Below are 25,812 nucleotides of genomic sequence, written 5' to 3' on the forward strand. Positions count from 1 at the left end.
CCCAATTTGCATCAAATTTGCCATTTGCCGCATTGATGGAGCGGGACCGGCGCAACACGGCTCACGAAACGGCAATTTGTAACAATTCGTGAAGTGCCATGCCCGGAACCTGCCTAATTTGCAGGGGATATCGGCAGTGCGGATACGGGAAGTGGAGGCCAAGGCCTCGGGGATACGCTTCCGGAATGAAATAAATCGCTCGCGCGACTTCGAGGGGGCTTCGAAGACATGAGAAACCAGGGCGCTGCTCTTGCAGCCGCGATGAGACTCGCGCTGCTGTTGGCATACGGGTTCGTATTGGCGAGCGCCGCGCCGGCGGCCGCTGCCTGGAACGAGCCCTGGAAATCCGCCGACAAGGCCCTCGTCATCGACGCCTACGAGTTCAATCCGATCGACTGGAACGAACTCGCCTCCGACAAGCGGATCGCCGGCTTCATCAACAAAGCCTCGGACGGCCTGCCGCCGGAGTGGAACTGCAACGGCCTGAAGGGCGACGACCAAAAGCTCTGCAAGAACCGCTGGTGGAAATACTCCGTCACCAAGGAACTCTACCAGACGCGGCGGCAGATGGCGAAGATGAAGGGGCTGCTCTGGGGCGCCTACCATCTCGCCCGGCCCGGCAATCCCCGCGCCCAGGCCGACCACTTCGTCGATTTCGCCGAGCCGGCGGCGGACGATCTCCTCGCCCTTGACATCGAGGACAACGACGACGAGTGGATGAGCCTTTCCGACGCCGAGATCTTCGCCGACCAGATCAAGATCCGCACCGGCCGCTATCCCGTCCTCTACACCAACGGCTCGACGGCGAAGTACATCGCCGACAACGCTGCCGACTATCCGCTGCTGACGCGCCTGCCGCTCTGGTATGCCCGCTACCGCGACGACATCACCGGCAAGTTCCCGACCGACAATTGGTCGTCCTACGCGCTGTGGCAGTTCTCCTCGATGCACAATTGCAACGAGCGCTCCTGCCCATACCGCGTGAAGGGCGCCAAGACCGACATCGACGTCAACGTCTCGACCTACGACGTCGCCGGGCTGCAGAAGGCCTGGCCCTTCGACGAGCTGATCGAAAAGCCCGGCAATGCCGGCAATCTGATCGCCTCGGTCTCCGACAGCACCAAAAGTCAGGTGGCGGCCGCCGCGGATCTCGGCAAGAAGAAATCCGCCGAGCCCGCGCCGGGCGGCACGCTGGTCGCCGCCTACGGGCCGGCCGAGCATCACCCGGCCATCGATCCGCTGCAGATGCTGACCTCGCTCGCCAAGGGAAAGGCGCAGGATGCGTCCGCCGATCACAAGGTCGCGGACGGCTCGGAAACGGCGGCCTCGCTGCCTTCGCCGGAGCATGAGGCACAACCGGCCTCGCCGAGCGTCAATTCCTTCCGCCAGGCCGTCTCGCTCGCCGCCAAGGGCCTCGACCGGCTGATCGCGCCGCCGGCCGAAGCGGCAGTCCGGCTGCCGGAGCCGGCCGATGGCCTCGCCGCCGCCGAGGGCGAGCGGGTGCAGCGCTCCAGCGTCATGAAGATCCTCGCCTCGGCGGAAGCCGAGCGCCGCGCCAACGCGCTTCCCATGCCGGCGCGCGTCTTGTCGCAGCTGGGCGCCGATCGTTCCGATCGCGGCGGCCGCGTCCGCCGGGTGGCGGCCGATCACCTCGCAGCGCTGGGTCCGGTCGACCGGCGGATCTTCGGCGCCTTCGAGGCGACGCGCTGAGGAAAGCCGGCTTCCGGCGGCCCGAGAACGGCCAAAGCCAGCGGCCGAATTCCAGCCTTCTCCGACGGCCCCGCGCCGGCGGACCAAAAGACGCCTTCCATTCTTCCGCAGGGTCTGCGATCGAAGCGGCCATGCAGACCGAAATTCTCTCCCTCGCCGATCCTGAGGCCGAGCGTCGCGCCGAAGCGCTGCTGCGTGACGGCGACCTCGTCGCCCTGCCGACCGAGACCGTCTACGGGCTTGCGGCCGATTCCGGCTCTGGGGCCGCGGTTGCGAAGATCTTCGAAGCCAAGGGACGGCCGCGCTTCAATCCGCTGATCTGCCACGTCGACGGAATCGCCATGGCCGAACGGATCGCGGTTTTCGACGATCTAGCCCATCATCTCGCCAAGCGGTTCTGGCCGGGCCCGCTCACACTCGTCCTGCCGGCCGCCGCCGATACGCCCGTTCATCCGCTGGCGATGGCCGGCCTTGCGACCGTCGCCGTCCGCATGCCCCAGGGGGTCGCCGCGCGGCTTGCCGGCCGGCTTGGCCGGCCGATCGTCGCCCCCAGCGCCAATCCGTCGGGGCGCGTCACCGGCACGAGCGCCGAGGCGGTGGCCCGCGGCCTGTCGGGGCGCATTCCGCTGATCCTCGACGGCGGGCCGTCCCTCGTCGGCGTCGAATCCACCATCGTCAGGCCGCAGGACGGCCGGCTCGTGCTGCTTCGTGCCGGCGGCATTTCCCGCGCCGAGCTGAGCGCGGCGACGGGGCTCGCCGTCGATGATCCCGAGGACGGCGCCAAGATCGCCGCGCCCGGCGCCCTCGCCTCCCACTACGCGCCGGAGGGCCGGCTGCGCCTCGATGCCAGCGCCATCGAGCCCGGCGAATTCGTCATCGCCTTCGGGACGGATCGGCCGGATGGGCTCGAAAACGCCGCCGCGATCGTCAATCTCAGCCCGCGCGGCGACCTTCGGGAGGCCGCGGCCAATCTCTTTGCTGCTTTGTCGGCCTTCGATTCGGCGAGGGTCGAGCGGATCGCCGTGGCGCCGATCCCGCGCAGCGGCCTCGGCGAGGCGATCAACGACCGGCTGAAACGCGCGGCGGCGCCGCGATAGGGCCGCGCAACGGCCGCACGTGGCCGGTCCCCATTCCTCCTCTTGCCCGATCGGCAAGCCGGCCGCCTTCGCCCGGCCGCCCGAAAACGCTATCTTCCACGCGATCGACAGATTGCAGGAAGGCACGACCATGACGACAGCGGGCATCGCATTGCCGGAGGATCCACAGGACGCGCCGCTCTCCGGCGAACTCCTGCAGCGCTTCGCCGCGATCGTCGGCGACGGCAACGCCCTCACCGCGCCGGACGACATGGCGCCCTATCTCGCCGAGCCGCGCGATCTCTTTCACGGCAAGGCGGCGGCGGTCCTCCGGCCGAAGACGGTCGAGGAGGTCGCGGCGATCGTCCGGCTCGCCAACGAGACGAAGACGCCGCTCGTGCCGCAGGGCGGCAATACCGGCCATGTCGGCGGCCAGTCGCCCCGCTCCCCCCGCCAGATCGTCCTCTCCCTGGCGCGGCTCGACCAGATCCGCGACGTCGATCCGATCGGCCGGACGATCAGCGTCGATGCCGGCGTCGTGCTGCAGCGGGTGCAGGAGGCGGCCGAGGCGGCAGGGCTGCTGTTTCCCCTCTCCCTCGGCTCGGAGGGCTCCTGCCAGGTCGGTGGCAATCTCGCCTCCAATGCCGGCGGAACCGGCGTCCTCGCCTATGGCAATGCCCGCGACCTCTGCCTCGGCGTTGAGGCGGTGCTCGCCTCGGGCGAGATCTTCCACGGGCTGCGGCGCCTGAAGAAGGACAATCGCGGCTACGACATCCGCAATCTCCTCGTCGGCTCGGAAGGAACGCTCGGCATCATCACCGGCGCGGTCCTGAAGCTCTATCCGAGGCCCGCCGGCCGCGAGGTCGCCTTCGTCGGCGCCGCCTCGCCGGATGACGCGCTGAAGCTGCTGCGCATTGCCGAGCGCCATGCCGGCGGCGGCCTCACCGGTTTCGAGTTCATGCCGCGGCTCGGCCTCGACTTCGTCCTCCGGCACATCGAGGGGGCGCGCGATCCGATGGCCGAGCCGCACGCCTGGTACGTCCTCGTAGAGGTCTCGTCGAGCCGCTCGGGCGAAGACGCCCGAGACACCATGGAGGCCTTGCTGGCGGATGGCTTCGAGGCGAGTCTCGTCGAAGATGCGGCGATCGCCAAGTCCTTGAGCGAGGCGAAGGCCTTCTGGCACATGCGCGAATCCATGAGCTGGGCGCAGAAGCCGGAAGGCGGGTCGATCAAGCACGACGTCGCCGTGCCGGTCGCCAGGGTTCCCGATTTCCTGACGGCCGCCGACGCGGCGGTCCTGAAGGCCATCCCCGGCGCGCGCATCTGCGCCTTCGGCCATCTCGGCGACGGCAACGTCCATTACAACATCTCCCAGCCCGTCGGCGCCGACAAGGAGGACTTCCTGTCCCACTGGCGGGAGATCAACGGCCTCGTCCATGCCATCGTCGCCGACATGGAGGGGACCTTCTCGGCCGAGCACGGCATCGGCCTTTTGAAGCGCGACGAACTCAGCCAGACGAAATCCGCCACCGAGATGGATCTGATGCGGGCGATCAAGCGTATCTTCGATCCTAACAACATCCTCAACCCCGCCAAGGTTGTTCAGATTTGATTCAAGTTTCGGATTTGATAACCCTCCTGAAGGTCAGGAAGACTTAACTGACTTTCTTAGCGCGCGGGCAAGAGGCGCTGTCTATTCTGATCCCATCGAAAGGCCGGGAAATACATCGGCCAACGAACAGGGAATCCGAGCCGCACGAGCGGCTCTCAGGAGAGACAGAAGGCGTCACCCATGACCATCGCTCAGAACGCTCAGACCTCTACCCGCCCGATCTGGGCCGGCGCGCCCGTCCGGCTCGACCCGCAGAACTGCGATCTTCTCCAGAGCTTCGCCACCGTCGAACACGGCGAAGAGGTGACCTACCGGGTCGACAGACGCGGCGCCGTGATCCGCCGCACCCTGGAAGGTTGCGGCCTGCCGGTGTCCGTCGCCCTTCCGGCCCGCGCGTTTCGGGGCGTCGCCGCAAGAGCGATGGAAACGGCCGAGGGTGAAGTCACCGTGACCCTGGAACTCTATCACGACGATCCGAAGTGCACGGTCCCGCTCCTGGTGGCGAGCGACCTCTTCGACGTCGCCGCCGACTGGCGCGGCTGGTCGGATCTGTTCGGCCTGCCGATGCTGATGATCGAGGCCGACGGCAGCGTCGTCGCGCTTGAGGAGTCGGTCGGCCAGGTTCGCACCGCCCCGCCGGCCGGCCGGCGCAGCGGCCCGCATCGCCAGCGCCGTCCCCGCTTCCTCGCCCGTCGCAAGCCCGGCCTCGGCATGCGCATGGTGATTTCCGGCGAGGAGATCATCGCCCGTCGGTAGGAACGCCGACAGGCGGCACGAAGGCCCGCCTTCTTCCATTCATCTTGCCGGACCTCCACGGCTTTACGCCGCCCCTTCGCGAAGAAGGGGCGGTTTTTTGTCCCTGCGTAACACTCTTTGATTGAATTTTTTTCTCGAACATGTACCAATGAGTGTATTCCAATCATCGGGTCATCGCCGGGAGCAAAGCCATGCATGCAGGATCGGGTGTCTTTCGTCTGATGCTTCGGCCGCTCGGCCGGGTCCTCGCCGGCCCCCCTGTCGCCCAGAACTCGGACGGAGAAGGCGAAGCGCGCCGGGCCCGCGTCCTCCGGCGTTGTGCGGCAGCGGCCCTGGCGCTCACCATGGTGGGAGCGATCGCAGCGCCCGGCGAAGGGCGGGCGGCAGTGCCGGAAAAGCGGGTGGCGCTCGTCGTCGGCAACAGCGCCTATCGGCATACCGGGACGCTCGAAAACCCCTCGCGCGACGCACGCGCCGTCACGCAGAAGCTGCAGAAGCTCGGCTTCGAGGTCATCGAGGGCTACGATCTCGACAAGCCGCAGATGGACCAGAAGATCCATGCCTTCGCCAAGGCGGTCCGCGGCGCCGACATCGGCATGTTCTTCTATGCCGGCCACGGCATGCAGGTGAACGGCGAGAACTATCTCGTCCCCGTCGATGCGGCCTTCGAGGATCCCTCCGATCTCGAATTTCGGGCGGTCTCCATGGATGCGGTCATCCAGCAGATGAAATACGACGTCGCCGTGCGGGTCGTGGTTCTCGACGCCTGCCGGGACAATCCCCTGTCGCGCTCGCTGGCGCGCTCGCTTTCGGCCGTGACGCGCTCGGCCAAGGTCGCCGACGGCCTCGCCAAGATCGACATCGGCGGGGAAGGCGGGGAAGGCACGGCGATCATCTACGCCACCAGCCCCGACGAGGTCGCCTATGACGGCGAAGCCTCGACCCATTCCCCCTTCACCAGGGCGTTCCTCGAACAGATCGAGGCGCCGGACACCGACATTCAGGTGGTGATGTCGCGGGTCACGGGTAAGGTTCTGGAATCCACGAAGAACCAGCAGCGGCCGTGGATCAACGCCTCGCTCACCGGCGAGGTGTTCCTGAACCCGCAGACCACACGGGTCGCCTCGCTGGATCCGGCGGTCACCTTCGCTCCGGCGGCCGACACCCTGCCGCAGGCGACGCTCGACGTGTCGGCCGCCCCCGCCACCCGCGGCAGCGACGACGCCGAGACGCTGGCGCGCGAGACGGCGCTCTACAATCTCGCCCGCAATTCCGGCCAGCGGGCCGATTACGAAGCCTATCTCGAGACCTTTCCGGACGGATTGTACGCGGCCAATGCCCGCAAGCAGATCCTGCGGCTTCCCACCCATGCCGGCGGCAACGTCGTCGCCAGCCTCGGCAATGCCGGCGCGGCACCGCAAGCGGGACCCGCGACCTTCCAGGGCGGAGCACTTCAGGCCGGTCTGCCGGGTGCCGGCGCCGCTCCCGGCACTGACGGCCTCGCCGCGACGATCTCCGGCGAGGGAACCGAGGCGATCCTCGGTCTCGACAGGACGCGGCGCAAAGAGGTGCAGCTGCGGCTCAACCTTGCCGGCTTCAACACCGGCACGCCGGACGGCGTCTTCGGGCCCAACACCCGCAACGCCATCCTCGCCTGGCAGACCGCCCGCAACGCCCATGTGAGCGGCTATCTCAACCGCCCGCAATACGAGCTGCTGGTCGCCCAGACCCAGGCTGCGCTGGCCGCCTACACGCCGCCCGCCCCGCCGAAGGTCCGCGCCATCGCGCCGCAGCGCCAAAAGACCTACGCCGCGCCGCGCCAGCGCTCGAAGCCCCATGTCGTGCGCCGCGTCTCGCCGCGCCGCAGCGGCGGCGGCGATCCGGCGGCGGCGGCCTTCTTCGGCGGTCTCGTCGGCGGGGTCATCGGCGGCGCCATCGGCCGGTGACGGCAGCGCTTACGTGTGGTCTTGCGCGGTGCAGAAGCCGGAGGCGCCAGCCTCGACGTGCCGCCACCCATCCGTCATCCTGGATGCCCGTGGTTTCAGTTTGTTTGTGAAGCCCCCGAGACGTGGGAATGTCATAGGGCATGCCGCGAGGATCTGCTGCCCCTTCCAGAACGAGGCCCGCGGACGAACGGTTCGCGGGTCTTTTTCATTCCCGGTCGTTCTCCTCGCCCGGTTCGGAATACCGAGACCGATGGGCAAGGATACCGGCCCGTCCGCCTGCCGAACCCACCCCGATAAGACGTGGGATCGGCGCAGCCCGGGTGGAAGCCGCCAGCGCCTGCCGGGTCGTGACGGCAATCACCCCGCCGGGCACTGAAACCGGCAACGGTCGCTCAACGGTTCGATCCCCCTTGATCGGCCGGATCCGGGAACCCGTAGACCGGCATCGTGCCATCGTCCGAAGCGTAGATCGGCGCGTCGATCGTGCCGAGCTTTCTTGCTCCCAGCCGCTTCAGATCGTCGTCGCCGATCCCGAGCAGCAAAGTGCCGTGCCGTTCGCCCTCGCCGTTCCAGGGCCTCTCGAGCTGGAACTGGTCGGTCGGCGTCTCGCCCTTCGGCAGATAGGCGAGGACCTTCAGATCGGAATCGCGCAACGCATAGGCGATACCCGCCGTCAGCGCCCGGCTCTCGACGACGATGCGGCTTGCGCCGGTCCGCCCTGCCAGCGCTTCGAGGCTCGTCGCGGTCGTCTGCCAGCCGGCGAGCTGGCGCAGCTGCTTGCCGGCCCGGGGCGCATCGGCCGGATCGAAGACCGCCGTACCGACGAGGACGACCAGCGAGACGAGGCCGCAGACGAGCAGATTGGTCCAGAAGAAGAACCGCCAGCGATGCCGGATCACCAGGGCCGTCGCGACGATGACACCGGCCGGATAGGCCGTCGCGGCCCAGTTGACGTTGGCATGGGCGAGAAAGCCCTGGATCGTGATGGCGAAGAGAATCGGCCAGGACAGGACGAGCAGCAGGACGTCGGTGCGCGGCGTCTCCGTCCGCGCTTTCAGGAACAGCGCATTCAGCATCGCCCCGAAGATCACCGGCCCGGCGATACCGAACTGCGCGGCGAAGAACTCGAAGCCCTTCCAGCCGTTGATCCGCTCGAGGCTCCAGCCGATATTGTCGTTCGCCGTATGCTCGAAGGTGGCAAAGCCGTGGAGAGCGTTCCAGACGAGATTGGGGGCGATCAGGAGCAGCATGAGGCCGAGCGCGACCAGGCTTTCCCGCCGGAAGAGCTTGCCGCGCAGCTCCGGCATCAGGGCGCCCGCCAGCGCCACCAGCGCAGGCAGGTAGATCATCGCATATTTGGCGTTGAGCCCGAGCCCGGCCGCGACGCCGAAGAGAACCGCCGGTTTGAGGCCGGGACTTTCGATCTGCATGAAGACCGCGACGAGCGCGAGGGCCCAGAAGAACAGCAGGAACGGATCGGTGGTGATCAGGAACGACGAGACCGCGATCCCCGGCATGATGACGAAGAAGATGCCGGTCCAGAATCCGGTCCGGGCGCCGTAGAGTCTTGCGGCGAGCAGCGCCAGGACGAAGGCCGTGCCGCTGTTGACGATCGGCACGAACGAGCGCACGCAGGCTGCGCCCTCGCCGCAGATCCTCGTCTCCGCGGCGATCGTCCAGGCAATCAGCGGCGGCTTGGTGAAGTAGCCGAAATCGAAATTCCGGGCCCACAGGACGTATTGCGCCTCGTCGAAACCGAGCTCGCTCTGCGACAGGAACAGCGCCGCAAGCCGCAGCACGGCAATGACGGCGAGTATCGTGGCGAGCGAGGAACGGCCGAGGAAGCGATCCTGTAGCCGATCCGGCACGCTGGCGGCCTCAAGAGGGGCGGTCGTCGGAAGTGTCATATTTGTCTGTGATTGAGGCGCTAGAGCCCGCCGGACGCGGGCAATGCAGATGACCGCCTGCAGGCGAGGGACCAGGATCGGCGCGATCGATCGGTGCCAAATGCCCCACAGCGTCCTGCGGTGCAAGGAGGTTTGGAATGGACGGTCGTGCCGAACGGCCCATCTGGCTGCTCCGACGGTTTGCCGGATCGGCCGACATGTCGCCGCGAGCGGGCCAGGCGCCGGGCTCGCCGAGGCCGAGAGACAGGACGGCGCGGCACTTCGCCGGACCGATCGGGCGGCGTCCGCTCGTCGTCCTTACCGGCATGCTGGCGTTCATCAGCCTCTTCTTCCTCGCCTTTCCCCAGATCGACACGTCGGTCAGCTCGCTGTTCTATCGCCCGGGCCCCGGTTTCGTCGACAGTGACAATCTCGATCTGACGATAGTCCGCGGTTTCGGCAATTGGATGACCATCGCCGCCATTGTCTCCAGCCTCTTCGCCGTCTTCGGAGCAATGGTGGTGCGCCCGGGACGCTGGTTCCTGGCGCCGAGCGAGGGGCTCTACCTCCTCTGCGTCTACGCGATCGGACCGGGGCTGATCGTCAACGCCGTCCTGAAGAACACCATCGGCCGCGCCCGTCCGCGCGAGCTCGTCGAATTCGGCGGCAGCCTGAACTTCACCCCGGTCTGGGAGTGGAGTGGAGCCTGCACCCGAAACTGTTCCTTTTCTTCCGGCGAGGCGGCGGCGGCGGCGGCAATCCTGACGCTCGTGGTCCTCGTGCGGCGCCAGGACCGTCTGCCGTTCGGCCTCGGACTTCTGGCCATCGCCGCGACGGTCTCGGCCGCCCGCATCGCCGCCGGCGGACACTTTCTGTCCGACGTCCTGGTCTCCTGGGTGATCGTCCTTGCGACCATCGTCGCGCTGCGGCCGGTGTTTCTCGGCGAGCGCGGCAGGCGGATCGACGACGGCTTCGCCAGGCTGCGCCGGCGCATCCGCGGCAGGATGCCGATGCCGGCCGCATTCGCCCTTTCCCGTCCCGCGGCGATGAATTTCCCTGAATCGAAGCGATTTTCGGGCGCGACCGGCACGGCGGACTGTGATATTGGCGCGCCGATGGACGCCCACCCGACATTCGAACCGACGACGCAACTGTTGCATACCAGGCGATTCGCCAAGGTCAGCATCGTCGTCCCCGCCAAGAACGAAGCCGACAATCTGGCAATCCTGGTGCCGGAGATCGCCGCAGCGCTGGCCAGCCGCGACCACGAAATCCTCGTCGTCGACGACGGTTCGAGCGACGACACGCCGGCGCGGATCGCGCGGCTGCGGGCGGACGGAATCGCCGTGCGCCACATCCGCCACGCCCGCTCGGCCGGTCAGAGCCGGGCCGTGCGCACCGGCGTGCTGCACGCCGCCGGCGACTGCATCGTCACCATCGACGGCGACGGCCAGAACGACCCGGCCTTCATCCCGGCGATGGTCGACCTTCTGGAGCGAAGCGGCGAGGGCTACGGCCTCGTCGCCGGCCAGCGCACCGGGCGCACCGACACCTTCACCAAGCGGCTGTCCTCGAAGGCCGCGAACCGGCTGCGCACCGCGATCCTCAAGGACGCGACGCGCGACACCGGCTGCGGCCTCAAGGCGGTACCGACCGAACTGTTCCGACGGTTGCCCTATTTCGACGGCTGGCACCGCTACCTGCCGGCGCTGGTGCTGCGTGAAGAATTGACGATCGCCCATCTCGACGTCAAGGATCGGCAACGGCGCTTCGGCAACTCGAACTACGGGATCTTCGATCGCGCGGCGCGCGGCGCGCTCGACCTCTTTGGCGTCTGGTGGATCATCCGTCGGGGCCGCAGGACCCCCGGCCAGGTCGTGGACGTCACGGCCGCCATGGAGCAACGAGACTGATGTCGGCCTATCTCTACCACGTCTTCGTCGAGCAGTTCGATCTGTGGATCGCCCTCGGCTTCTTCGCCCAGGCGATGTTCACCGCCAGATTCGTCGTCCAGTGGATCGCGTCCGAACGGGCTCGCCGCTCGGTGGTGCCGGTCGCATTCTGGACGTTCTCGCTCGCCGGCGGCGCGCTGCTGCTGATCTACGCCCTGCACCGCCGCGATCCGGTCTTCATCATCGGCCAGGCGGCCGGCCTGTTCATCTATACGCGTAACATCATGCTGATCGCCGGCGAGAAGAAGCGCAATCTCGCCGAGACGGAGAGCATGGAGATCCCCCGCTCCTGACCGACAGAAGAGTTGCCGATTTAACTCTTTGCGGGACTTTGCCCGACTGCTGCCGTTTTCATTGATAGAAGGCGGGACAGATCATCGATCCGTCCATCCCGGCAATATCGCCACGAACAGATCCAAGACGAGGGAAACAGCCAATGCTTCGACGCCCCAAGTTCGCCCGCCTGGCAGCCGCCGGCATGACTGTCGCCATGCTCCTCGGCGCAGCCGTCCTTCCGGCAAACGCTGCCCAGTGCGGCAACTCGGCCGCCGGTTTCGATCAGTGGAAGCAGCAGATGGCCCGCGAGGCGGCCGCCGCCGGCATCTCCCAGCGCACCATCCAGTCGGCGCTGATGCCGACCCGCTATTCGAACAAGGTCATCAGCCTCGACCGCAACCAGCATTCGATGAACATCTCGCTCGAAGCCTTCATGCAGCGTCGCGCGCCCCAGTCCTTCGTCAACAAGGGCAAGCGGATCATCCAGCAGAATGCCGGCCTGCTCAACTCGATCGAGCAGCGCTATGGCGTGCAAAAGGAGATTCTCGTCGCCATTTGGGGCATGGAGACCGGCTTCGGCGCCAATTCCGGCAACATGCCGGTGTTCTCCTCGCTGGCGACGCTCTCCTATGACTGCCGGCGCTCGGCCTTCTTCACCGAGGAACTGCTGGCGGCGCTGGCGATCGTCGATCGCGGCGACATGAGCCCCGACCAGATGCGCGGCGCCTGGGCCGGCGAGATCGGCCAGACCCAGTTCCTCGCCAAGAACTACCTGCGCTTTGCCGTCGACGGCGACGGTAACGGCCGGCGCGATCTGATCCGTTCCAAGGCCGACGTCCTCGCCTCGACGGCGAACTTCCTGCGCCAGCACGGCTGGCGTCCGGGCGCCGGCTACCAGCAGGGCCAGCCGAACTTTGCGGTGCTGCGCGAGTGGAACCGTGCCGGCGTCTACCAGAAGGCGCTCGCGCTCTTCGCGTCCAAGCTCGCCGGCTGACGAGAACGCTGTTCGCGCCGTCCGCGGCGCGCTGAGGCAATGAAACGACGACGGGCTCGGCGCCACCATGCGCCGGGCCCTTTTTCATGGCCGGCGGCCGGGTCGTGCCTGCCTTCGTAACGACCGCGGAAGTGCCGGGCAGCAGACGGGTTCGGGGCCGCATCGCTCTGCCGTCCCCGAAGCGGTGCGCGAGGACGACATCCACGCCAGGGCCAAAAGCCCGTCGTCCTCCAACGCCGATTGCGCCCGCGGGGCGGATGCCCCGGGGCGGATCGGTACGGGCCGGCTGGAGGTCGCGGCTCGATCAGAGGCGGTAGAGGATCTGGTCGTTCCAGAACCGGTCGAGACGCTGCAGCGACTTGTTCATCTTGGTGAATTCCTGCTCGTCGAGACCGCCGACCTTGTCGATCGAGCCGATGTGACGATCGTAGAGTTCCGCCACCACGCGGGCGACTTCCTGGCCCGTCTCGGTCAGGGAGACGCGGACGGCGCGGCGGTCGACGCGGGACTTCTGATGATCGATGAAGCCGAGATCGACGAGCTTCTTCAGATTGTAGGAGACATTCGAGCCGAGATAGAAGCCGCGGGTCCGCAGCTCGCCGGCGGTCAGCACCGAATCGCCGATGTTGAAGAGCAGGAGTGCCTGCACGGCGTTGATGTCGGTGCGACCGGCCCGGTCGAATTCGTCCTTGATCACGTCCAGCAGACGGCGATGAAGCCGCTCGACGAGCTGAAGAGTTTCGAGGTAGAGCGACTTCAGTTCGGTCTTTTCTTCGACGACCGGAACCGACTGCGCCTTGTTGTTCGTGACCATGTTACTGCTCCGCTGTTGAATTGATGGATTATTGTTTTGTCTATCCATCTTGGAGACCAATCTACGCGGCGCACCTAAAATTCGACTTAAACCGCAGACTTAACACGATCTTACGCCGGTCGGACGAATTTCTTGCTTAATGAATTTCATCGAATGCGACGGAAGGGCCGCTCGAATTCAACGGCCGGGCCGCAGGCCGCTCTCGCGCCAGTCGATCACCCGCAGCGCCGCCAGCATGCCCAGCCCCCATCCATGGGCGGCAAGGCCGAGAAGGTTCTCGCCGAACATCGCCGGGAAGCCGAGATGCATGACCGCCTCGACGATGGCGATCAGCACCCAGATGACCGCGCCCCAGCCGGCCGTCATCCACAGGCCGATGCCGGCGACGGGATAGAGCACGGCAAGCGCCGGCGCGGCGATGCGCCACCAGATCGGCATCAGATCGAAACGACCGAGATGGACCGGGTCGATGCCGATCAGCCGCGCCCAGTAGAAGATGCCCACGGCGAAGATGACGAGCCCGGAGACGCGGCAGAGCAGAACCGTCAGCCGGCGATTGAGGCTCTTGGCCTTGGTCTCGCCCGAAAGCGCGATCGTCATCTGGCTGCCCTGGCCTTTCTCGGAGTGGTCACGGATCGACGACGCCTCGTATCGGACGTCGGTTTCCAGCACGGGACTGGCGCCCACCGGACATGACGGCGGCCCAGACCCGGACGATGCCGGGTCGTCCGCAGAAGGTCTGTACAATAGTCCTACGCTGCGACCGGTCCGGGCTCAAGCGGCGGCGGGCCGGCGGGACGACCCGCCCGACTTCCGTCACGCCCTGAAGGCCGCCGCCGTCCCGCACAAGCGCACCGTCTTGATGATCCACCCCGATGCCTATACGGCTCGACGCGAAGAGGCTGTTGCCGGCCGCGTTGCGCAGCCGCTGTCCGGGTTGTCTTCACGGCCCTCGGCGCGGCGGGAACGACCTCGCCCTTCCAGGCCTTTGCGGCGGGGTGCGCCGCGCTCCAGGCCGCAAGGGACGGGCCGTGCGCTGGTCTGCCGCCCTCTGGCTGAACGCCGACGATCCCCTCGTCGGAAAGAAATCTGTCTTGGGTGGTGTCCGGCATCACTCTCTATCGATGGGCGGCATGATGACGTTTCGAGATTTCGACCTCGCCGAGGGGATCCGGCAGAACCGTGCGGCGGGCGATTTCGCCTTCGCCTCGATCTGCTCGGCCCATCCCGAGGTGCTCGCCGCCGCGCTGGAGCATGCGCGGGAAGGTGGCTGGCCGATCATCGTCGAGGCGACCAGCAATCAGGTGAACCAGTTCGGCGGCTATACCGGCATGATGCCGGGCGATTTCATCGCCTTCGTCGCGAAGATCGCCGAGGCGGCCGACTACCCGGTCGAGAAGATCGTCTTCGGCGGCGACCATCTCGGGCCTCAAGCCTGGCGCAGCCAGCCCGCCGAGGAGGCGATGGGTCACGCCGAGACGATGGTGCGATCCTATGTCGAGGCCGGCTTCACCAAGATCCATCTCGACTGCTCCGAGGGATGCCGCGGCGAACCGGCCCAGCTCGACGACGCGGTCGTCGCCGAGCGCGCCGCCCGGCTGGCGCGCGCCTGCGAGGCGGCGGCGGGCGACGGCGCCTCGAAGCTGCGCTACGTCGTCGGGACGGAAGTCCCCCCGCCGGGCGGCGCCAGGGGCGAGCACGCGCCGATCGTTCCGACCGACCCCGACCGGGCGTTGCAGACGATCGAGGCGCATCGCCAGGCTTTCGAGCGCGAGGGGCTCGGGCAGGCCTTCGGCCGGGTCTGCGCCCTGGTCGTCCAGCCGGGGCTCGAATTCGGCCCGGCCCATGTCGACCACTTCGACACCGCCCAGCCCGACCGGCTGAGCCAAACCCTCGAAGGCTTCCCCACCCTCGCCTTCGAAGCCCACTCGACGGACTATCAGAAGGCCGCCGTCTATCCGGAACTCGCCCGCCGGCACTTCGCCGTCCTGAAGGTCGGGCCGGCGCTCACCCACGCCTATCGCGAGGCGATCTACGGGCTGTCCCATGTCGACGGCTGGCTGACCGGCTCTGCCCATATCTCCACGGTGATGGAAGATCTGATGCTGGCCGAGCCGAAGTCCTGGAGCGGCCACTACGACGAGAGCGACGCGGCGACGGCGAAAGCCCTGCGGCATTTCGGCTATGCCGACCGGATCCGCTACTATTGGGCAAAGCCGGCGGCGATCGAAGCGGTCGCCGCACTCGCCGCCCGGCTCGACGCCGTAACGTCCCTGCCGCGGCCGATGCTCGAACAGTATTTCACCGCCGAGGAGGTCGATCGGGCCTTGGGACGCGAAGGCCCGACATCGGCAAATCTCGTTCGGGCGCGCATCCGTTCGGCGCTGAAGCCGTATTTTTGGCCCGGCGACGCGCGAGCCTAGCCTCCGCCGCCGAACACCGGCCGGCTCACGGATCCCCCCTCTGTGCGCGCGCGGCCAATCTTGCGGGCGGCGCCGCAAGGGCATAGGCAGGCTCTGCGGCGCAGGGAGCGCCGCGGCTTCGGCACGGATCGACGCGCCGTCGACCAAAAGAGTGCCGCCGGAGCCTCGTCAGAAGGACGCGAAACCCATGACCGCAGAGAGACCTTCGATCACCGATCGCATCGATGCCGCGACCGGCGGCATGCGCCTGCGCCGCCTGCGCCAGGCCGACTGGAGCCGGCGGCTGGTGCGCGAGACGCAGCTTTCGCCGGCCGACCTGATCTGGCCGATCTTCGTGCGCGAGGGCTCCGACGCGCCGCAGCCGGTGGAATCGATGCCCGGCGTTTCCCGGCTGTCGGTGGAGCATTGCGTCGAGGCGGCGAAACGCGCCCGCGATCTCGCCATTCCGGTCATCGCGCTGTTTCCCTACACGAACCCGTCGCTGCGCGACGAGACGGGCAGCGAGGCGTTGAACCCGGACAACCTCGTCTGCCGGGCGACGCGTGCGATCAAGGCCGCCGTGCCGGAAGTCGGCATCATGTGCGACGTCGCGCTCGATCCCTATACCAGCCACGGCCATGACGGGGTCATGGTGGGAGAATGCATCGTCAACGACGAATCGGTCGAGCTGCTCTGCCGCCAGGCGGTCGTCCAGGCCGAGGCCGGCTGCGACATCATCGGCCCCTCGGACATGATGGACGGGCGCGTCGGCTGCATTCGCGGCGCCCTCGACGATGCCGGCTGCCGCGACACGATGATCATGGCCTACAGCGCCAAATACGCCTCGGCCTTCTACGGACCGTTTCGCGATGCGGTCGGCTCCGGCGGTATGCTGAAGGGCGACAAGCGCACCTATCAGATGGACTACGCCAACAGCGACGAGGCGGTGCGCGAGGCGGCGCAGGATCTCGCCGAGGGCGCCGACATGATCATGGTCAAGCCGGGCCTGCCCTATCTCGACGTCCTCGCCCGGCTGGCCCGGGAATTCGCCGTGCCGACCTTCGCCTACCAGACATCCGGCGAATATTCGATGATCATGGCGGCGGTCGGAAACGGCTGGCTCGACGGCGACAAGGCGATGGTCGAGACGCTGACCGCCTACAAGCGCGCCGGCGCGTCGGGCATCCTGACCTATTTCTCGCCGAAGGTGGCGGCGATGATGCGGGGCTGAGGAATGCGGGGATAGCTCCGTCTTTGACCGCTTGCACGATGACGCGGGATCGTTTCAGCTTCGTCATCCCGGGCTTGACCCGGGATCCATGCCTCTGCGCCCGACCGGCCTGATCGTTGCAGAAGGGCCGTTTGCCGGCCACGGCCGCCTCAGCTTCGACGATTTGGAATGGGTCCCGGGTCAGGCCCGGGATGACGAGGCGTTGATGGCTCCGCCCAATCTGCGACGCCGGTGCACCGCGCAGGCAGTCGGCGTTCACGCCTGAAAGGAGACGTGAGAATGCGGACCGGATCGTTGTTGAGAAACGGCTCATCGGCGGCAGATGTCCGGAACGCCCCCTCCCGCCGTCCTCCCCGCGCCGGGCTGGCCGGTCGCCCGCCCATCTCACTGCTGCCGGACGGGCCGGACATCCTCCGCCTTTCGCATCACACCCTTGACCTTTTCCAGTCTCCCGGCGACGGTGGGCGACGGCCCGCATCAGATGCGCCGCGTTCAGCCGGAAGAGACCTGCCATAAGCGCTTCGCTGCCGCCCATCGCCGCACCTTCTGCCGGCGTCGGTTCTTCCGGGCCGGTCGCCCGCTTCGTCAGGCGCCGCGCACAGGGCCGCACCGTTCCCGTCCTCGCCGTTTCCCTCGCCATCCTGGTGGTCTGGTATCTCGCGGCGATCGGCGTCAACTGGGCGACGGAGACCGACAAGCTCGCCCGCGCCGGCGACTACACCGCCATTGAGGCGATCGCCGCCGCTTGGTCCGCCCAGCGCCCCGTCCTGCCGGCGCCGCACCAGATCGTCGTGGAGCTGTGGAAGACGGTCTTCGACGTGATGCCCACCTCGCCGCGCTCGCTCATCTTCCACAGCTGGGTGACGCTCTCCTCCACCCTCCTCGGCTTCGTCTTCGGCTCCGTCCTCGGCATTCTCATCGCCGTCGGCATCCTGTTTTCCAAGACCCTCGACAAGACGCTGATGCCCTGGGTGGTCGTCTCCCAGACCATCCCGATCCTGGCCATCGCCCCGATGATCATCGTCGTGCTGAACTCCGTCGGCGTTCAGGGGCTTCTGCCGAAGGCCTTCATCTCCACCTACCTCTCCTTCTTCCCCGTCACCGTCGGCATGGTGAAGGGCCTGCGCGCGCCCGACCGCATGCTGACCGACCTGATGCACACCTATTCGGCGAGCCCCCTGCAGACGCTGATGAAACTGCGCTTCCCGGCCTCGCTGCCGTTTCTGTTCACCTCGATGAAGGTGGCGGTCGCCGCCAGCCTCGTCGGCGCCATCGTCGGCGAGCTTCCGACCGGCGCCGTCGCCGGCCTCGGCGCGCGGCTTTTGGCCGGCTCCTATTACGGCCAGACCATCCAGATCTGGTCCGCTTTGGTCATGGCATCCCTTATGGCGGCCGTGCTGGTCTGGCTGGTGGGGCTTTGCGAGCGGGCGGCGCTGAAGCGGCAGGGAGCGCGGCCGTGAGGGTGGCGCGTCTCGCCCCTGCGCTCGCCGGCAGAGTGTCGCCGAAAATGCGGGTGGCCGCCTTGGCGCTCCTCACGGTGCTGTTCGCGCTCCTCGCCTTCGCCCTCCTGCCCGGCGGCGGCTGGCCGCTCTTTCTCGCCGCCCTCGCCTTCTGGATCTCGGCCTCCGGCCTGACCTCCGCCCTCGCCTCGCTCGAACCGGCCTCTGCGGCGATCGGGCGGGCTCTCGGCCTCGCGATCCCGCTCGTCTTCGGGCTGACCCTTCTCGTCCTGTGGGAATTCCTCGTGCGCGGGCTGAACGTTCCGCCGGTTCTCCTGCCGCCGCCGTCCGCCATCGCCGCCACCATCGCGTCCTCGACGCATCTACTCTGGGCCGATTTCGTCCAGACCTTCCTCAAGGCCGTCATCGCCGGCTATGCGATCGGCTGCGGCGCCGGCTTTCTCACCGCGCTGCTCGTCGACCGCTCGTCGTTTCTCAAGCGCGGCCTGCTGCCCATCGGCAACCTCGTCTCGGCGCTGCCCATCGTCGGCGTCGCGCCGATCATGGTGATGTGGTTCGGCTTCGACTGGCAATCCAAGGCCGCCGTGGTCGTCGTCATGACCTTCTTCCCGATGCTGGTGAACACGGTTGCGGGTTTGAACGCGTCCTCCGCCATGGAGCGCGACCTGATGCGCACCTATGCCGCCAGCCACGGCCAAACGCTGACGAAGCTGCGGCTGCCGGCGGCCTTGCCCTTCATTTTCAATGCGCTGAAGATCAACGCGACGCTCGCCCTCATCGGCGCCATCGTCGCGGAATTCTTCGGCACGCCGATCGTCGGCATGGGCTTTCGCATCTCCGCCGAGATCGGCCGGATGAACACGCCGATGGTCTGGGCCGAGATCGCCATGGCCGCCCTCGTCGGCTCGCTGTCCTACGGCCTCGTCGCTCTGATCGAGCGCCGCGCAACCTTCTGGCACCCCTCGATCCGGCAGGGGTAGCCAGCCAGACGTCACCCATCAACCAGCAACAGGGGAATACTGCCATGAAAGCATCACTGATCGGCGCGGCCATCCTTGCCAGCGTCGCCGGCTTCTCCGGCGCGGCCAACGCCGCCGACGCGCTGACCCTGCAGCTGAAATGGGTCACGCAGGGCCAGTTCGCCGGCTACTACGTCGCCAAGGAGAAGGGCTATTACGACGAGGCCGACCTCGACGTGACGATCAAGCCCGGCGGCCCGGACATCGCCCCCGAGCAGGTGATCGCCGGCGGCGGCGCCGACGTCATCGTCGACTGGATGCCGGCGGCGCTGGCTGCCCGGGAAAAAGGCCTGCCCCTCGTGAACATCGCACAGCCCTTCGCGAAATCGGGCATGGAGCTGACCTGCCGGAAGGAAACCGGCATCGAGAGCCCCGAGGACTTCAAGGGCAAGACGCTGGGCGTCTGGTTCTCCGGCAACGAATATCCGTTCCTGTCCTGGATGTCGAAGCTCGGCCTTTCCACCGAAGGCGGGCCGGACGGCGTCACCGTCATCAAGCAGGGCTTCAATGTCGACCCGCTGATCCAGAAGCAGGCCGACTGCATCTCGACCATGACCTACAACGAATATTGGCAAGTCATCGACGCCGGCATTCCCGAAGATGAACTCACCGTCTTCAAATACGAGGACCAGGGCGTCGCGACGCTGGAGGACGGGCTCTACGTCATGGAGGACAGCCTCAACGATCCGGCGACGGTCGACAAGCTCGCCCGCTTCGTCGAGGCCTCGATGAAGGGCTGGGCCTACGCCGCCGAAAACCCGGACGAGGCGGCCCAGATCGTCCTCGACAACGACATGACCGGGGCCCAGACCGAAGAGCATCAAAAGCGCATGGTCCGCGAGATCAACAAGCTGGTCGACGGGTCCGACGGCACGCTCGACACCGCCGCCGCCGAGAACACCGTCTCCGTGCTGATGGGCGGCGGCTCAGACCCGGTGATCACCCGCAAACCGGAAGGCGCCTGGACCGCGAAGGTCACCGACAAGTTGAAGAAGATGTGACGGCATCCGGCCGGCCGCGACCGCTCGCGCCGGCCGAACCTGCCCGCGGCCGGCGCTGCACCGCCGGCCGTCGTCGTTTCGTCGCCTTCAGTGTTGATTGTTCGGCGGCGATTCCGTATCAGGCCCTCTGTCACGGACACATCGTCCGGCGCGGGCGCGTAGCTCAGTTGGTAGAGCAACGGACTTTTAATCTGTAGGTCTTGGGTTCGAGTCCCAACGCGCCCACCAATAACTCACTGAAATCCTATGGGAATTTCAATTCGCTGTTCGGGTCGCCATGCGCCTCCGCTGCAGGCCATCTCACATAGACCAAGTTTAGACCAGCCCGCATATTCCTCGGGTTCGCAGTCGTCATACGAGCGACCTCAACGGGCACGGACGTAGTTTCCTGAAGCGAAGCCGCCGGGGCCGTATTCCAAGGCTAAGGATGCTAAGCCCCTGGGTCAGAGCCAAGCATCATCGACGCTCGGCGTATCTTGAGCTACTGGTGGAGCATGGCTGTGCAAAATGCCTGCCCAGAAGCGTCTCCCTTGCCATAAATGAATTGCAGCACGGTAGACCGGATGTTTAGAGCGGTCATTCCGCCTTGTACGGTCAACTCCACGGGTTCGATCGGAAGGGCGGTAGGGAAATGATTGCCGCTTTGGCGGCGTATGACCACTCCTCGAGATTTCCGATTCAAAGGCCAACGGCGTTCCATGAGGTAACGGGGGCGTTTGAGCTTGGTGAGACCTACGGCGTTTGCGCGAGACACCTCTGTTAGTGCGGTCCCAACTGTGGGTCGGGCTCCGGAAGGCCGGAGGGATTTCCTCGGGCGAGCCAAGACTTCGGGTTGGGAGAAAAAGGATCCGGTCGCAGCCGTTGACAGGCTGGGGGAGCGAGGCGAAATCAGCGGCGGCTTCTCTGTCAGTTGATTGGCGGTGGTGCGAAATCTGCGCCGCCGAGGTTGACACCGCATGCAGTCGCGTGGCTGCGGCCTGACGGAGCGCGACTCCCGCGCAAGGCTCTACGCCTGCCAAGCAGGCCGGGGATCAGAAGGCGCTTACAGCCTCCCCTGCCGGGCCGCGGGAGAGTGCCCTCGGCCCGGCAGGATGCCGAGGAAGTCAACGCTCACTCTTGCCGTCCTGATCTTCCGCGACCGCCTTGGCTCCGGCGGCCCTCGCCAGATGCGGCTTGCGCTGGAAGGTCCAGCCATCCTCGTAGCGGTCGGTCAGCTCGTCGAAGCGGGCGGCGGCACCCTGTCGGTCGAAGCCCTGGGCGACGAGGCGCTCGATAATGGTCGCGCGGAGCTTTGTGAGGTACTGCGGCTCCTTGGTCAGCGCCCGGGTGATCGCCCAGTGAAGGGCGACCCGGGCGACGTCGTCGCGGGACGGCTTGCGCCGTGCCGCCTGCTCGGCGCGATAGGCCTTCTGCCAGGCGGCCTGGGCCTCGCTTTTTCGGTGCGGGATCGTGTCATCGGTGTCTCCGGTCAAGGGGGTGTCCGGCCCCGCCGCGGCGGCGGGGCCGGAGAGGCCGTCAATCGGCGCGGTGCGCAGTCGTCACGACCTCGGCGGCCGCTGCCGCCGCCGCGATGGCGGCCGAGACCTCAACCGGATCGAGGATCTCATCGGCGTCCGGCAACGGATCGTGATCGCGGTTGCAGTCGCGGTCTGCGAGGCTCTCGCCCTCGCTCCGGATCGCGCCACCACGCGATGGCACCAGCGAGATGGCGTCGACGGTCGGCGTCTCGGTCGCGTCGGAAGTCGACGCCTCCAGAACCGTCCTCTCTTCGCTCTCCTCATCCTCCTCTTCAGGGCCAACCTCAGGCCCGGCCTCCGGATCGGGCTGCGCGTCGGCCCCCGCTGCCGCCAAACGGGCCACGGTCGCCGATGGGGTACCGTCCTCGCCGTCGAGGGCAAAGGCCAGGAGCGGCAGCACCACGTCAGTCAGCCATGGCGTCAGTTCGCCCTTCTGCCGCAGCGCCTCTGCGCCGCCAGCCATGGTGGCGAGCATCGACAGGACCTCCTGCCAGCGCGTCTCCGGCAGCCGGACGTGGCGAAGGGTCTGGGATCCGGAGAGCGAATCCGGCTCGATGTCGAGGACGAGCTCGATCAGCTCCTTCTCGGCCAGCCGCGCCGTCATCATGACCGCCTCGGCGAGCTTGCCCTTCACCACCCGCTTGCCGCGGCTGGCGGGCTCGAGCGCCGCTTCCACCTCCTTGCCGATCGATGCGAGGGCCGCCCGGACGCTTTTGAGCTGACGCGCCTGCTTGGCGGCGGCAAGGCCCTTCAGACCTTTCAGGCCGCCGCGGCCGCCCGGCGCCGCGGCGGCTGCGTCGCCGCCTTCCTCGCCGTCGCCCGCCGCGCCAGCCACCAGCTCCTTCACCTCGCGCACCTTCAGCCGCTCGCCGCGCGCGAAGGAGGCGACGACGGCGTCGACGACGGAGCGGTCGGCCGCGACGAGGTGGTAGAGCACCGTCGGCTTGATCTCGTGGCGCACGCAGGCTTCGCGCGCGTGGCCGAGGTTGCGGTAGACCCCCCGGATGTTGCGGGCGTGGCGGTCGGTCATGTCGAAGGCGGTCTTCACCCACAGCCCGAAAGGCTGGTCCGTCAGGATGGCCGCGGCGTCGTCGAGGTGCTCGCCGAGGGCAAAGATCTGGTCTGTGCTGGCGCGGCCGAGCGCCCGGATCTGCGCCTCGATGGCCGCAATCCGCTCGCGCTGCGCCGCGTCGAGGCCGTCGATCGCCTCCTCGACGCTGGGCGCGCGGGCGCGCGCTTGCCCGCGCTCTTCACGCGCGGGGTCCGCGCGGTCTTCGTCTTCCTGTCGCTACCGCCCGTGGGTGCGGGGTCGTTCACGTTCACGGCCATCTCGGCTTCCCTTGTCTCGTGCTCAAGTCTTGGATCTGCCCTTCGAGAGACGAACCCGCCAGACGAAGAGCATTGAGGCGATCTTACCACTCGGACGAGCAAAGGGCGAATGATGCATCAGATCAATTAAATCAAGTAGCGCCGATTGATATGCAAAAATACTACAGACGGACGCGGTTATCCACAGAACATCAGATTATATTTCATCGGTTAGAAAAATTCGCGTCTTCGGATACCAATGACGACCGACGTTAGACTTCTTCCCACAAGATCATCGGCTGCCCGCGCAGGCTTGACGGCAGCGACGGCTTCGGCAGGTCCGGGCTGCAGGACGGGCTGGCGAAGATCCCGGAGGCCTTTCCGGAGGCCGCCAAGTCGATCCCGCGCACGACGCTTGAGTGACGGTCTGTCACCGAGCCTCCGTCTCCCCCATGCTGAGGCTCGCCAGCGCGGCCGCTTCAACGTCGTTGGCACCTGCAACGCCGACACGGATCATTGCAACGACGGCACGTCGCTTCGAATCGTCTGCCCGAGGCTTCGACACGATCATCCGCGGCCTTGAATCGGCGATCTCGAAGTCTGCAACGGGCATGCGCAATGTGTTTCGACGCAGCCTGACGCGTTTCGACCTGCGGGCAACGCGATCCGCCCTGGCGGCTGCGGATTGGCGGGTCGTCCCCACCGCTGAATCGGCGATCTCGAGCTTTGCAACGATGACGTCCGGCTTTGAATCGCGTGCCCGTGGCTTCGAATCGGGAATGCGCAACTTGTCCTGACGCATCCCGACTTGTCGGTGACCTGACGTGGCTTGCGTGGGACCGCATGCAACGGGCGTCACGTGGCGGGGCGTTGGGTCTGGATTTGGGAAACCGGGACCACCTCAGGCTTCTCAGCGGACGTGGTGCTCGTGGCCGGTCGGAACGGTCCGGGAATGAAGGTCGCCGGGTCGGAGATCAGCTTGTTGATCGTCGACACGGACACGCCGGGGATCGCACGCACGCCGATAAAGAAGTCCGGCATGAAGGCCTTGGATACCTGCGAGCTGACGTTCGCGGACGCCTGCGTTCCGGCAGCGGCTCTTTTGGGCGGAAGCGGAAAGGGATTGCTCTACTTCTTCACTTTCGTCGGGCTCGAGCGCTTGATGCTTGCGATCTACGCCCAGGCGTCAGCCGTTGCGATCCTGCAGGAACTGCTTGCATTCTGTGATGGGCGCAAGACATCCGCCGGCTCGATTCTGGACTGTCAGTTCATCTATTGCCGGCTTGCAGATCTTTACGGCGAATGCGCCGCAAATCAGGCCTTTATCGATGCCTGCATCGTCGATCAGGCACGTGGACGGTATGACCCTCATGCCGCCAGCCTTGCGAAGTTGCGGGCTACCGAAACACTGAAATCCGTGGCTCTACTCGGTGTCCAGTTTCGCGGCGCACAAGGCGTGAGTGGCGAGTCTGGCGAGCGCGCGGCGCAGGACGTGATCGACAGTTGCGTGCAATCCATATGGGGAGGCGCCAACGATGTCCTGCGCGACGCTATCGGCAAGCAGCTGGTGAACAGCATCTGAGCCCATCGATGGATCGATTTTGAATCGCCGAAACGGGAGGGACTACTACCTAAAGTTTATTGATTATGTAAATTGACCTGCAGATGGTGGTTGCGCAGGCCAGATGTAGCTGGCAGCGTTGCGACGCACACGCAAAGCACCGTTCCCTGCGAGTTCCTCATGCTTTTCATTCCACTGCCTTTCGTCGTCGCCATTCTTGCTTTCGTGCTCTTTGTCGTGGCGATCCGTAACGACGACGAAGACCGGCCGCCGAATATCCCATTTTTGGCGCTGATCCTGGCCAACGTGCTTCAATCCCTGCTGGTGGGCTTGAGATGGGGCTATGGCGTCGATGCCGTCATGTACATCTCGCCGGTTGTCGCTGCCACCATCCCGCCCCTCGTCTATGCCGGTATATGCCAGCTGATCGGGCGGAGCTGGTTCTCCCCGTCGCTTCGGGTAGGCGTCCATGCTCTTCCGGTTCTCCTCATAGCAGCGCTCACGGTCTTGTGGCGTGCTGCGATAGACATTGCACTCGTCTTGATTTTCGTCGGTTACGCGATCGCAATTCTTCTTTTTGTGCGACCTGGGACGGATGCTCTTCGGCTTGCGGCTCTCGATTCAGCGGGGCCCGCATATCGCGCTATTCTCTTCGCAGCCGGCGCATTGCTTCTGTCGGCGCTGGGAGACGCCTTCATTTTCTTCGAAGTGGAATGGATGCATGGCCGGAGTGCCCCTCTGGTGATCATGAGCGGTCAGCTTGCCGCGCTCGTCATCCTGTCCGTTGCCGTGGTCGCGATGGGCCGCAGCCGACCCGTCGCCGGCACGACGGACATGCCGGAGGTCGCGAAGGAGGTCGTCAGCAGCGAGGAGAAGGCCAAGACAATGACGGCGATCCAAACGCTGATGCAGGAAAGGGCAATTTACCGCGATTGCGACTTGACCCTGGATCGGCTGGCGCGCCGGGTCTGCATTCCCGCCCGCCAGATTTCGATCGCGATCAATGAAGCCACCGGCAAAAACGTCTCGCAATACGTCAACGCGTTCCGGATTTCGGAGGCCTGCAATCTGCTTTCAAAGACCAAAAGGCCGGTGACTGAAATCATGTTCGAAGTTGGTTTCCAGACAAAGTCCAATTTCAATCGCGAATTCCGACGCAGTACCGAGATGACCCCGCTGGAATGGCGCAGAAAACACCCCGCTGACGGAAAAGCCGCGGGGGTAGGTCCCATTTCAGGATTGAGTACTGCCTAGATCGCGTTTCCGGTCGAGTTCCCTGCCAGATCTTCCA

22 protein-coding genes and 1 tRNA gene are annotated in these 25,812 nt (G+C 66.4%); 18 read left to right on the forward strand and 5 right to left on the reverse strand.

The genetic code is table 11. The annotated features are described in order from the left end of the window. The first annotated feature begins 261 nt into the window (after positions 1 to 261). From GTK09_RS27980 to GTK09_RS09325, 5 genes are all read left to right on the forward strand, one after another. Positions 262 to 1,710, forward strand: coding sequence for a glycoside hydrolase family 25 protein (locus GTK09_RS27980; RefSeq protein WP_163462881.1), 1,449 nt, complete (start codon positions 262 to 264; stop codon positions 1,708 to 1,710). Positions 1,711 to 1,841: 131 nt separating this feature from the next. Then, positions 1,842 to 2,807 carry an L-threonylcarbamoyladenylate synthase gene (locus tag GTK09_RS09310; protein ID WP_163462882.1) on the forward strand — a complete coding sequence of 322 codons (966 nt, stop codon included), beginning with the start codon at positions 1,842 to 1,844 and terminating at the stop codon, positions 2,805 to 2,807. Positions 2,808 to 2,937: 130 nt separating this feature from the next. Further along, a complete protein-coding gene (locus GTK09_RS09315; RefSeq protein ID WP_163462883.1) occupies positions 2,938 to 4,398 on the forward strand; it encodes an FAD-binding oxidoreductase in 1,461 nt (486 codons plus the stop codon). Positions 4,399 to 4,578: 180 nt separating this feature from the next. Continuing rightward, positions 4,579 to 5,154, forward strand: a complete 576-nt coding sequence (locus tag GTK09_RS09320) for a DUF6101 family protein (protein WP_163462884.1) — start codon at positions 4,579 to 4,581, stop codon at positions 5,152 to 5,154. 191 nt (positions 5,155 to 5,345) lie between these two features. Then, complete coding sequence (locus GTK09_RS09325) at positions 5,346 to 7,100, forward strand: caspase family protein (RefSeq protein WP_203560954.1); 1,755 nt, start codon at positions 5,346 to 5,348, stop codon at positions 7,098 to 7,100. Positions 7,101 to 7,492: 392 nt separating this feature from the next. Here the strand turns inward: GTK09_RS09325 and GTK09_RS09330 are convergent, their stop codons facing one another. Then, positions 7,493 to 8,968 (reverse strand): ArnT family glycosyltransferase, encoded by a 1,476-nt coding sequence (locus GTK09_RS09330; protein WP_163462885.1) that lies wholly within the window; start codon positions 8,966 to 8,968, stop codon positions 7,493 to 7,495. Between the two features lie 176 nt (positions 8,969 to 9,144). On the opposite strand from GTK09_RS09330, the gene GTK09_RS09335 reads away from it, so the two are divergent. The 3 genes from GTK09_RS09335 to GTK09_RS09345 all read left to right on the forward strand — a co-directional run bounded on the left by GTK09_RS09335 (position 9,145) and on the right by GTK09_RS09345 (position 12,208). Further along, a complete protein-coding gene (locus GTK09_RS09335; protein ID WP_163462886.1) occupies positions 9,145 to 10,899 on the forward strand; it encodes a glycosyltransferase in 1,755 nt (584 codons plus the stop codon). Further along, complete coding sequence (locus tag GTK09_RS09340; RefSeq protein ID WP_163462887.1) at positions 10,899 to 11,231, forward strand: lipid-A-disaccharide synthase N-terminal domain-containing protein; 333 nt, start codon at positions 10,899 to 10,901, stop codon at positions 11,229 to 11,231. Before GTK09_RS09335 ends, GTK09_RS09340 begins: the two co-directional genes overlap by 1 nt. A gap of 143 nt (positions 11,232 to 11,374) precedes the next feature. Then, positions 11,375 to 12,208: a lytic murein transglycosylase gene (locus GTK09_RS09345; RefSeq protein WP_163462888.1), complete on the forward strand. Its 834-nt coding sequence runs from the start codon at positions 11,375 to 11,377 to the stop codon at positions 12,206 to 12,208. Positions 12,209 to 12,512: 304 nt separating this feature from the next. Here the strand turns inward: GTK09_RS09345 and ldtR are convergent, their stop codons facing one another. Both ldtR and GTK09_RS09355 read right to left on the reverse strand, forming a co-directional pair. Further along, entirely contained in the window at positions 12,513 to 13,022 is a 510-nt protein-coding gene (ldtR, locus tag GTK09_RS09350; RefSeq protein ID WP_163462889.1) for a transcriptional regulator LdtR, read from the reverse strand. Positions 13,023 to 13,199: 177 nt separating this feature from the next. Continuing rightward, positions 13,200 to 13,694 (reverse strand): DUF6163 family protein, encoded by a 495-nt coding sequence (locus tag GTK09_RS09355; protein ID WP_312869752.1) that lies wholly within the window; start codon positions 13,692 to 13,694, stop codon positions 13,200 to 13,202. Between the two features lie 461 nt (positions 13,695 to 14,155). On the opposite strand from GTK09_RS09355, the gene GTK09_RS09360 reads away from it, so the two are divergent. The 6 genes from GTK09_RS09360 (at position 14,156) to GTK09_RS09385 (ending at position 20,363) form a co-directional block, all read left to right on the forward strand. Continuing rightward, complete coding sequence (locus tag GTK09_RS09360) at positions 14,156 to 15,445, forward strand: class II D-tagatose-bisphosphate aldolase non-catalytic subunit (protein WP_210254081.1); 1,290 nt, start codon at positions 14,156 to 14,158, stop codon at positions 15,443 to 15,445. A 187-nt stretch (positions 15,446 to 15,632) separates the two neighbouring features. Beyond that, complete coding sequence (hemB, locus tag GTK09_RS09365; RefSeq protein ID WP_163462890.1) at positions 15,633 to 16,655, forward strand: porphobilinogen synthase; 1,023 nt, start codon at positions 15,633 to 15,635, stop codon at positions 16,653 to 16,655. Positions 16,656 to 17,299: 644 nt separating this feature from the next. Further along, positions 17,300 to 18,115 (forward strand): ABC transporter permease, encoded by an 816-nt coding sequence (locus GTK09_RS09370; RefSeq protein ID WP_376767966.1) that lies wholly within the window; start codon positions 17,300 to 17,302, stop codon positions 18,113 to 18,115. Between the two features lie 47 nt (positions 18,116 to 18,162). Continuing rightward, complete coding sequence (locus GTK09_RS09375) at positions 18,163 to 19,095, forward strand: ABC transporter permease (RefSeq protein WP_163463039.1); 933 nt, start codon at positions 18,163 to 18,165, stop codon at positions 19,093 to 19,095. 44 nt (positions 19,096 to 19,139) lie between these two features. Continuing rightward, a complete protein-coding gene (locus tag GTK09_RS09380) occupies positions 19,140 to 20,135 on the forward strand; it encodes an ABC transporter substrate-binding protein (protein ID WP_163462891.1) in 996 nt (331 codons plus the stop codon). A gap of 152 nt (positions 20,136 to 20,287) precedes the next feature. Then, a tRNA-Lys gene (locus GTK09_RS09385) sits at positions 20,288 to 20,363 on the forward strand. Positions 20,364 to 21,238: 875 nt separating this feature from the next. Here the strand turns inward: GTK09_RS09385 and GTK09_RS09390 are convergent. Together GTK09_RS09390 and GTK09_RS09395 are read right to left on the reverse strand one after the other, a co-directional pair. Next, positions 21,239 to 21,607: a hypothetical protein gene (locus GTK09_RS09390; protein ID WP_163462892.1), complete on the reverse strand. Its 369-nt coding sequence runs from the start codon at positions 21,605 to 21,607 to the stop codon at positions 21,239 to 21,241. 43 nt (positions 21,608 to 21,650) lie between these two features. Further along, positions 21,651 to 22,682 (reverse strand): hypothetical protein, encoded by a 1,032-nt coding sequence (locus GTK09_RS09395; RefSeq protein ID WP_163462893.1) that lies wholly within the window; start codon positions 22,680 to 22,682, stop codon positions 21,651 to 21,653. Between GTK09_RS09395 and GTK09_RS09400 the strand changes: the two genes are divergently transcribed. From GTK09_RS09400 to GTK09_RS09415, 4 genes are all read left to right on the forward strand, one after another. Continuing rightward, the gene (locus GTK09_RS09400) at positions 22,668 to 23,057 is read left to right on the forward strand and encodes a hypothetical protein (RefSeq protein WP_163462894.1); all 390 of its coding nucleotides are present in this window, start codon (positions 22,668 to 22,670) and stop codon (positions 23,055 to 23,057) included. The two genes, GTK09_RS09395 and GTK09_RS09400, sit on opposite strands and share 15 nt — an antisense overlap. Before the next feature lie 355 nt (positions 23,058 to 23,412). Continuing rightward, on the forward strand, positions 23,413 to 23,757 hold the full coding sequence (locus tag GTK09_RS09405; protein WP_163462895.1) for a hypothetical protein: 345 nt from the start codon (positions 23,413 to 23,415) through the stop codon (positions 23,755 to 23,757). A 155-nt stretch (positions 23,758 to 23,912) separates the two neighbouring features. Further along, entirely contained in the window at positions 23,913 to 24,542 is a 630-nt protein-coding gene (locus GTK09_RS09410; RefSeq protein ID WP_163462896.1) for an acyl-CoA dehydrogenase family protein, read from the forward strand. A 159-nt stretch (positions 24,543 to 24,701) separates the two neighbouring features. Next, positions 24,702 to 25,775, forward strand: coding sequence for a helix-turn-helix domain-containing protein (locus tag GTK09_RS09415; RefSeq protein WP_163462897.1), 1,074 nt, complete (start codon positions 24,702 to 24,704; stop codon positions 25,773 to 25,775). Positions 25,776 to 25,812: the final 37 nt, after the last annotated feature.

Origin of the sequence: Jiella pacifica (assembly GCF_010500815.1) — a bacterium.
In the GTDB taxonomy this organism is placed as follows: Bacteria; Pseudomonadota; Alphaproteobacteria; order Rhizobiales; family Rhizobiaceae; genus Jiella; species Jiella pacifica.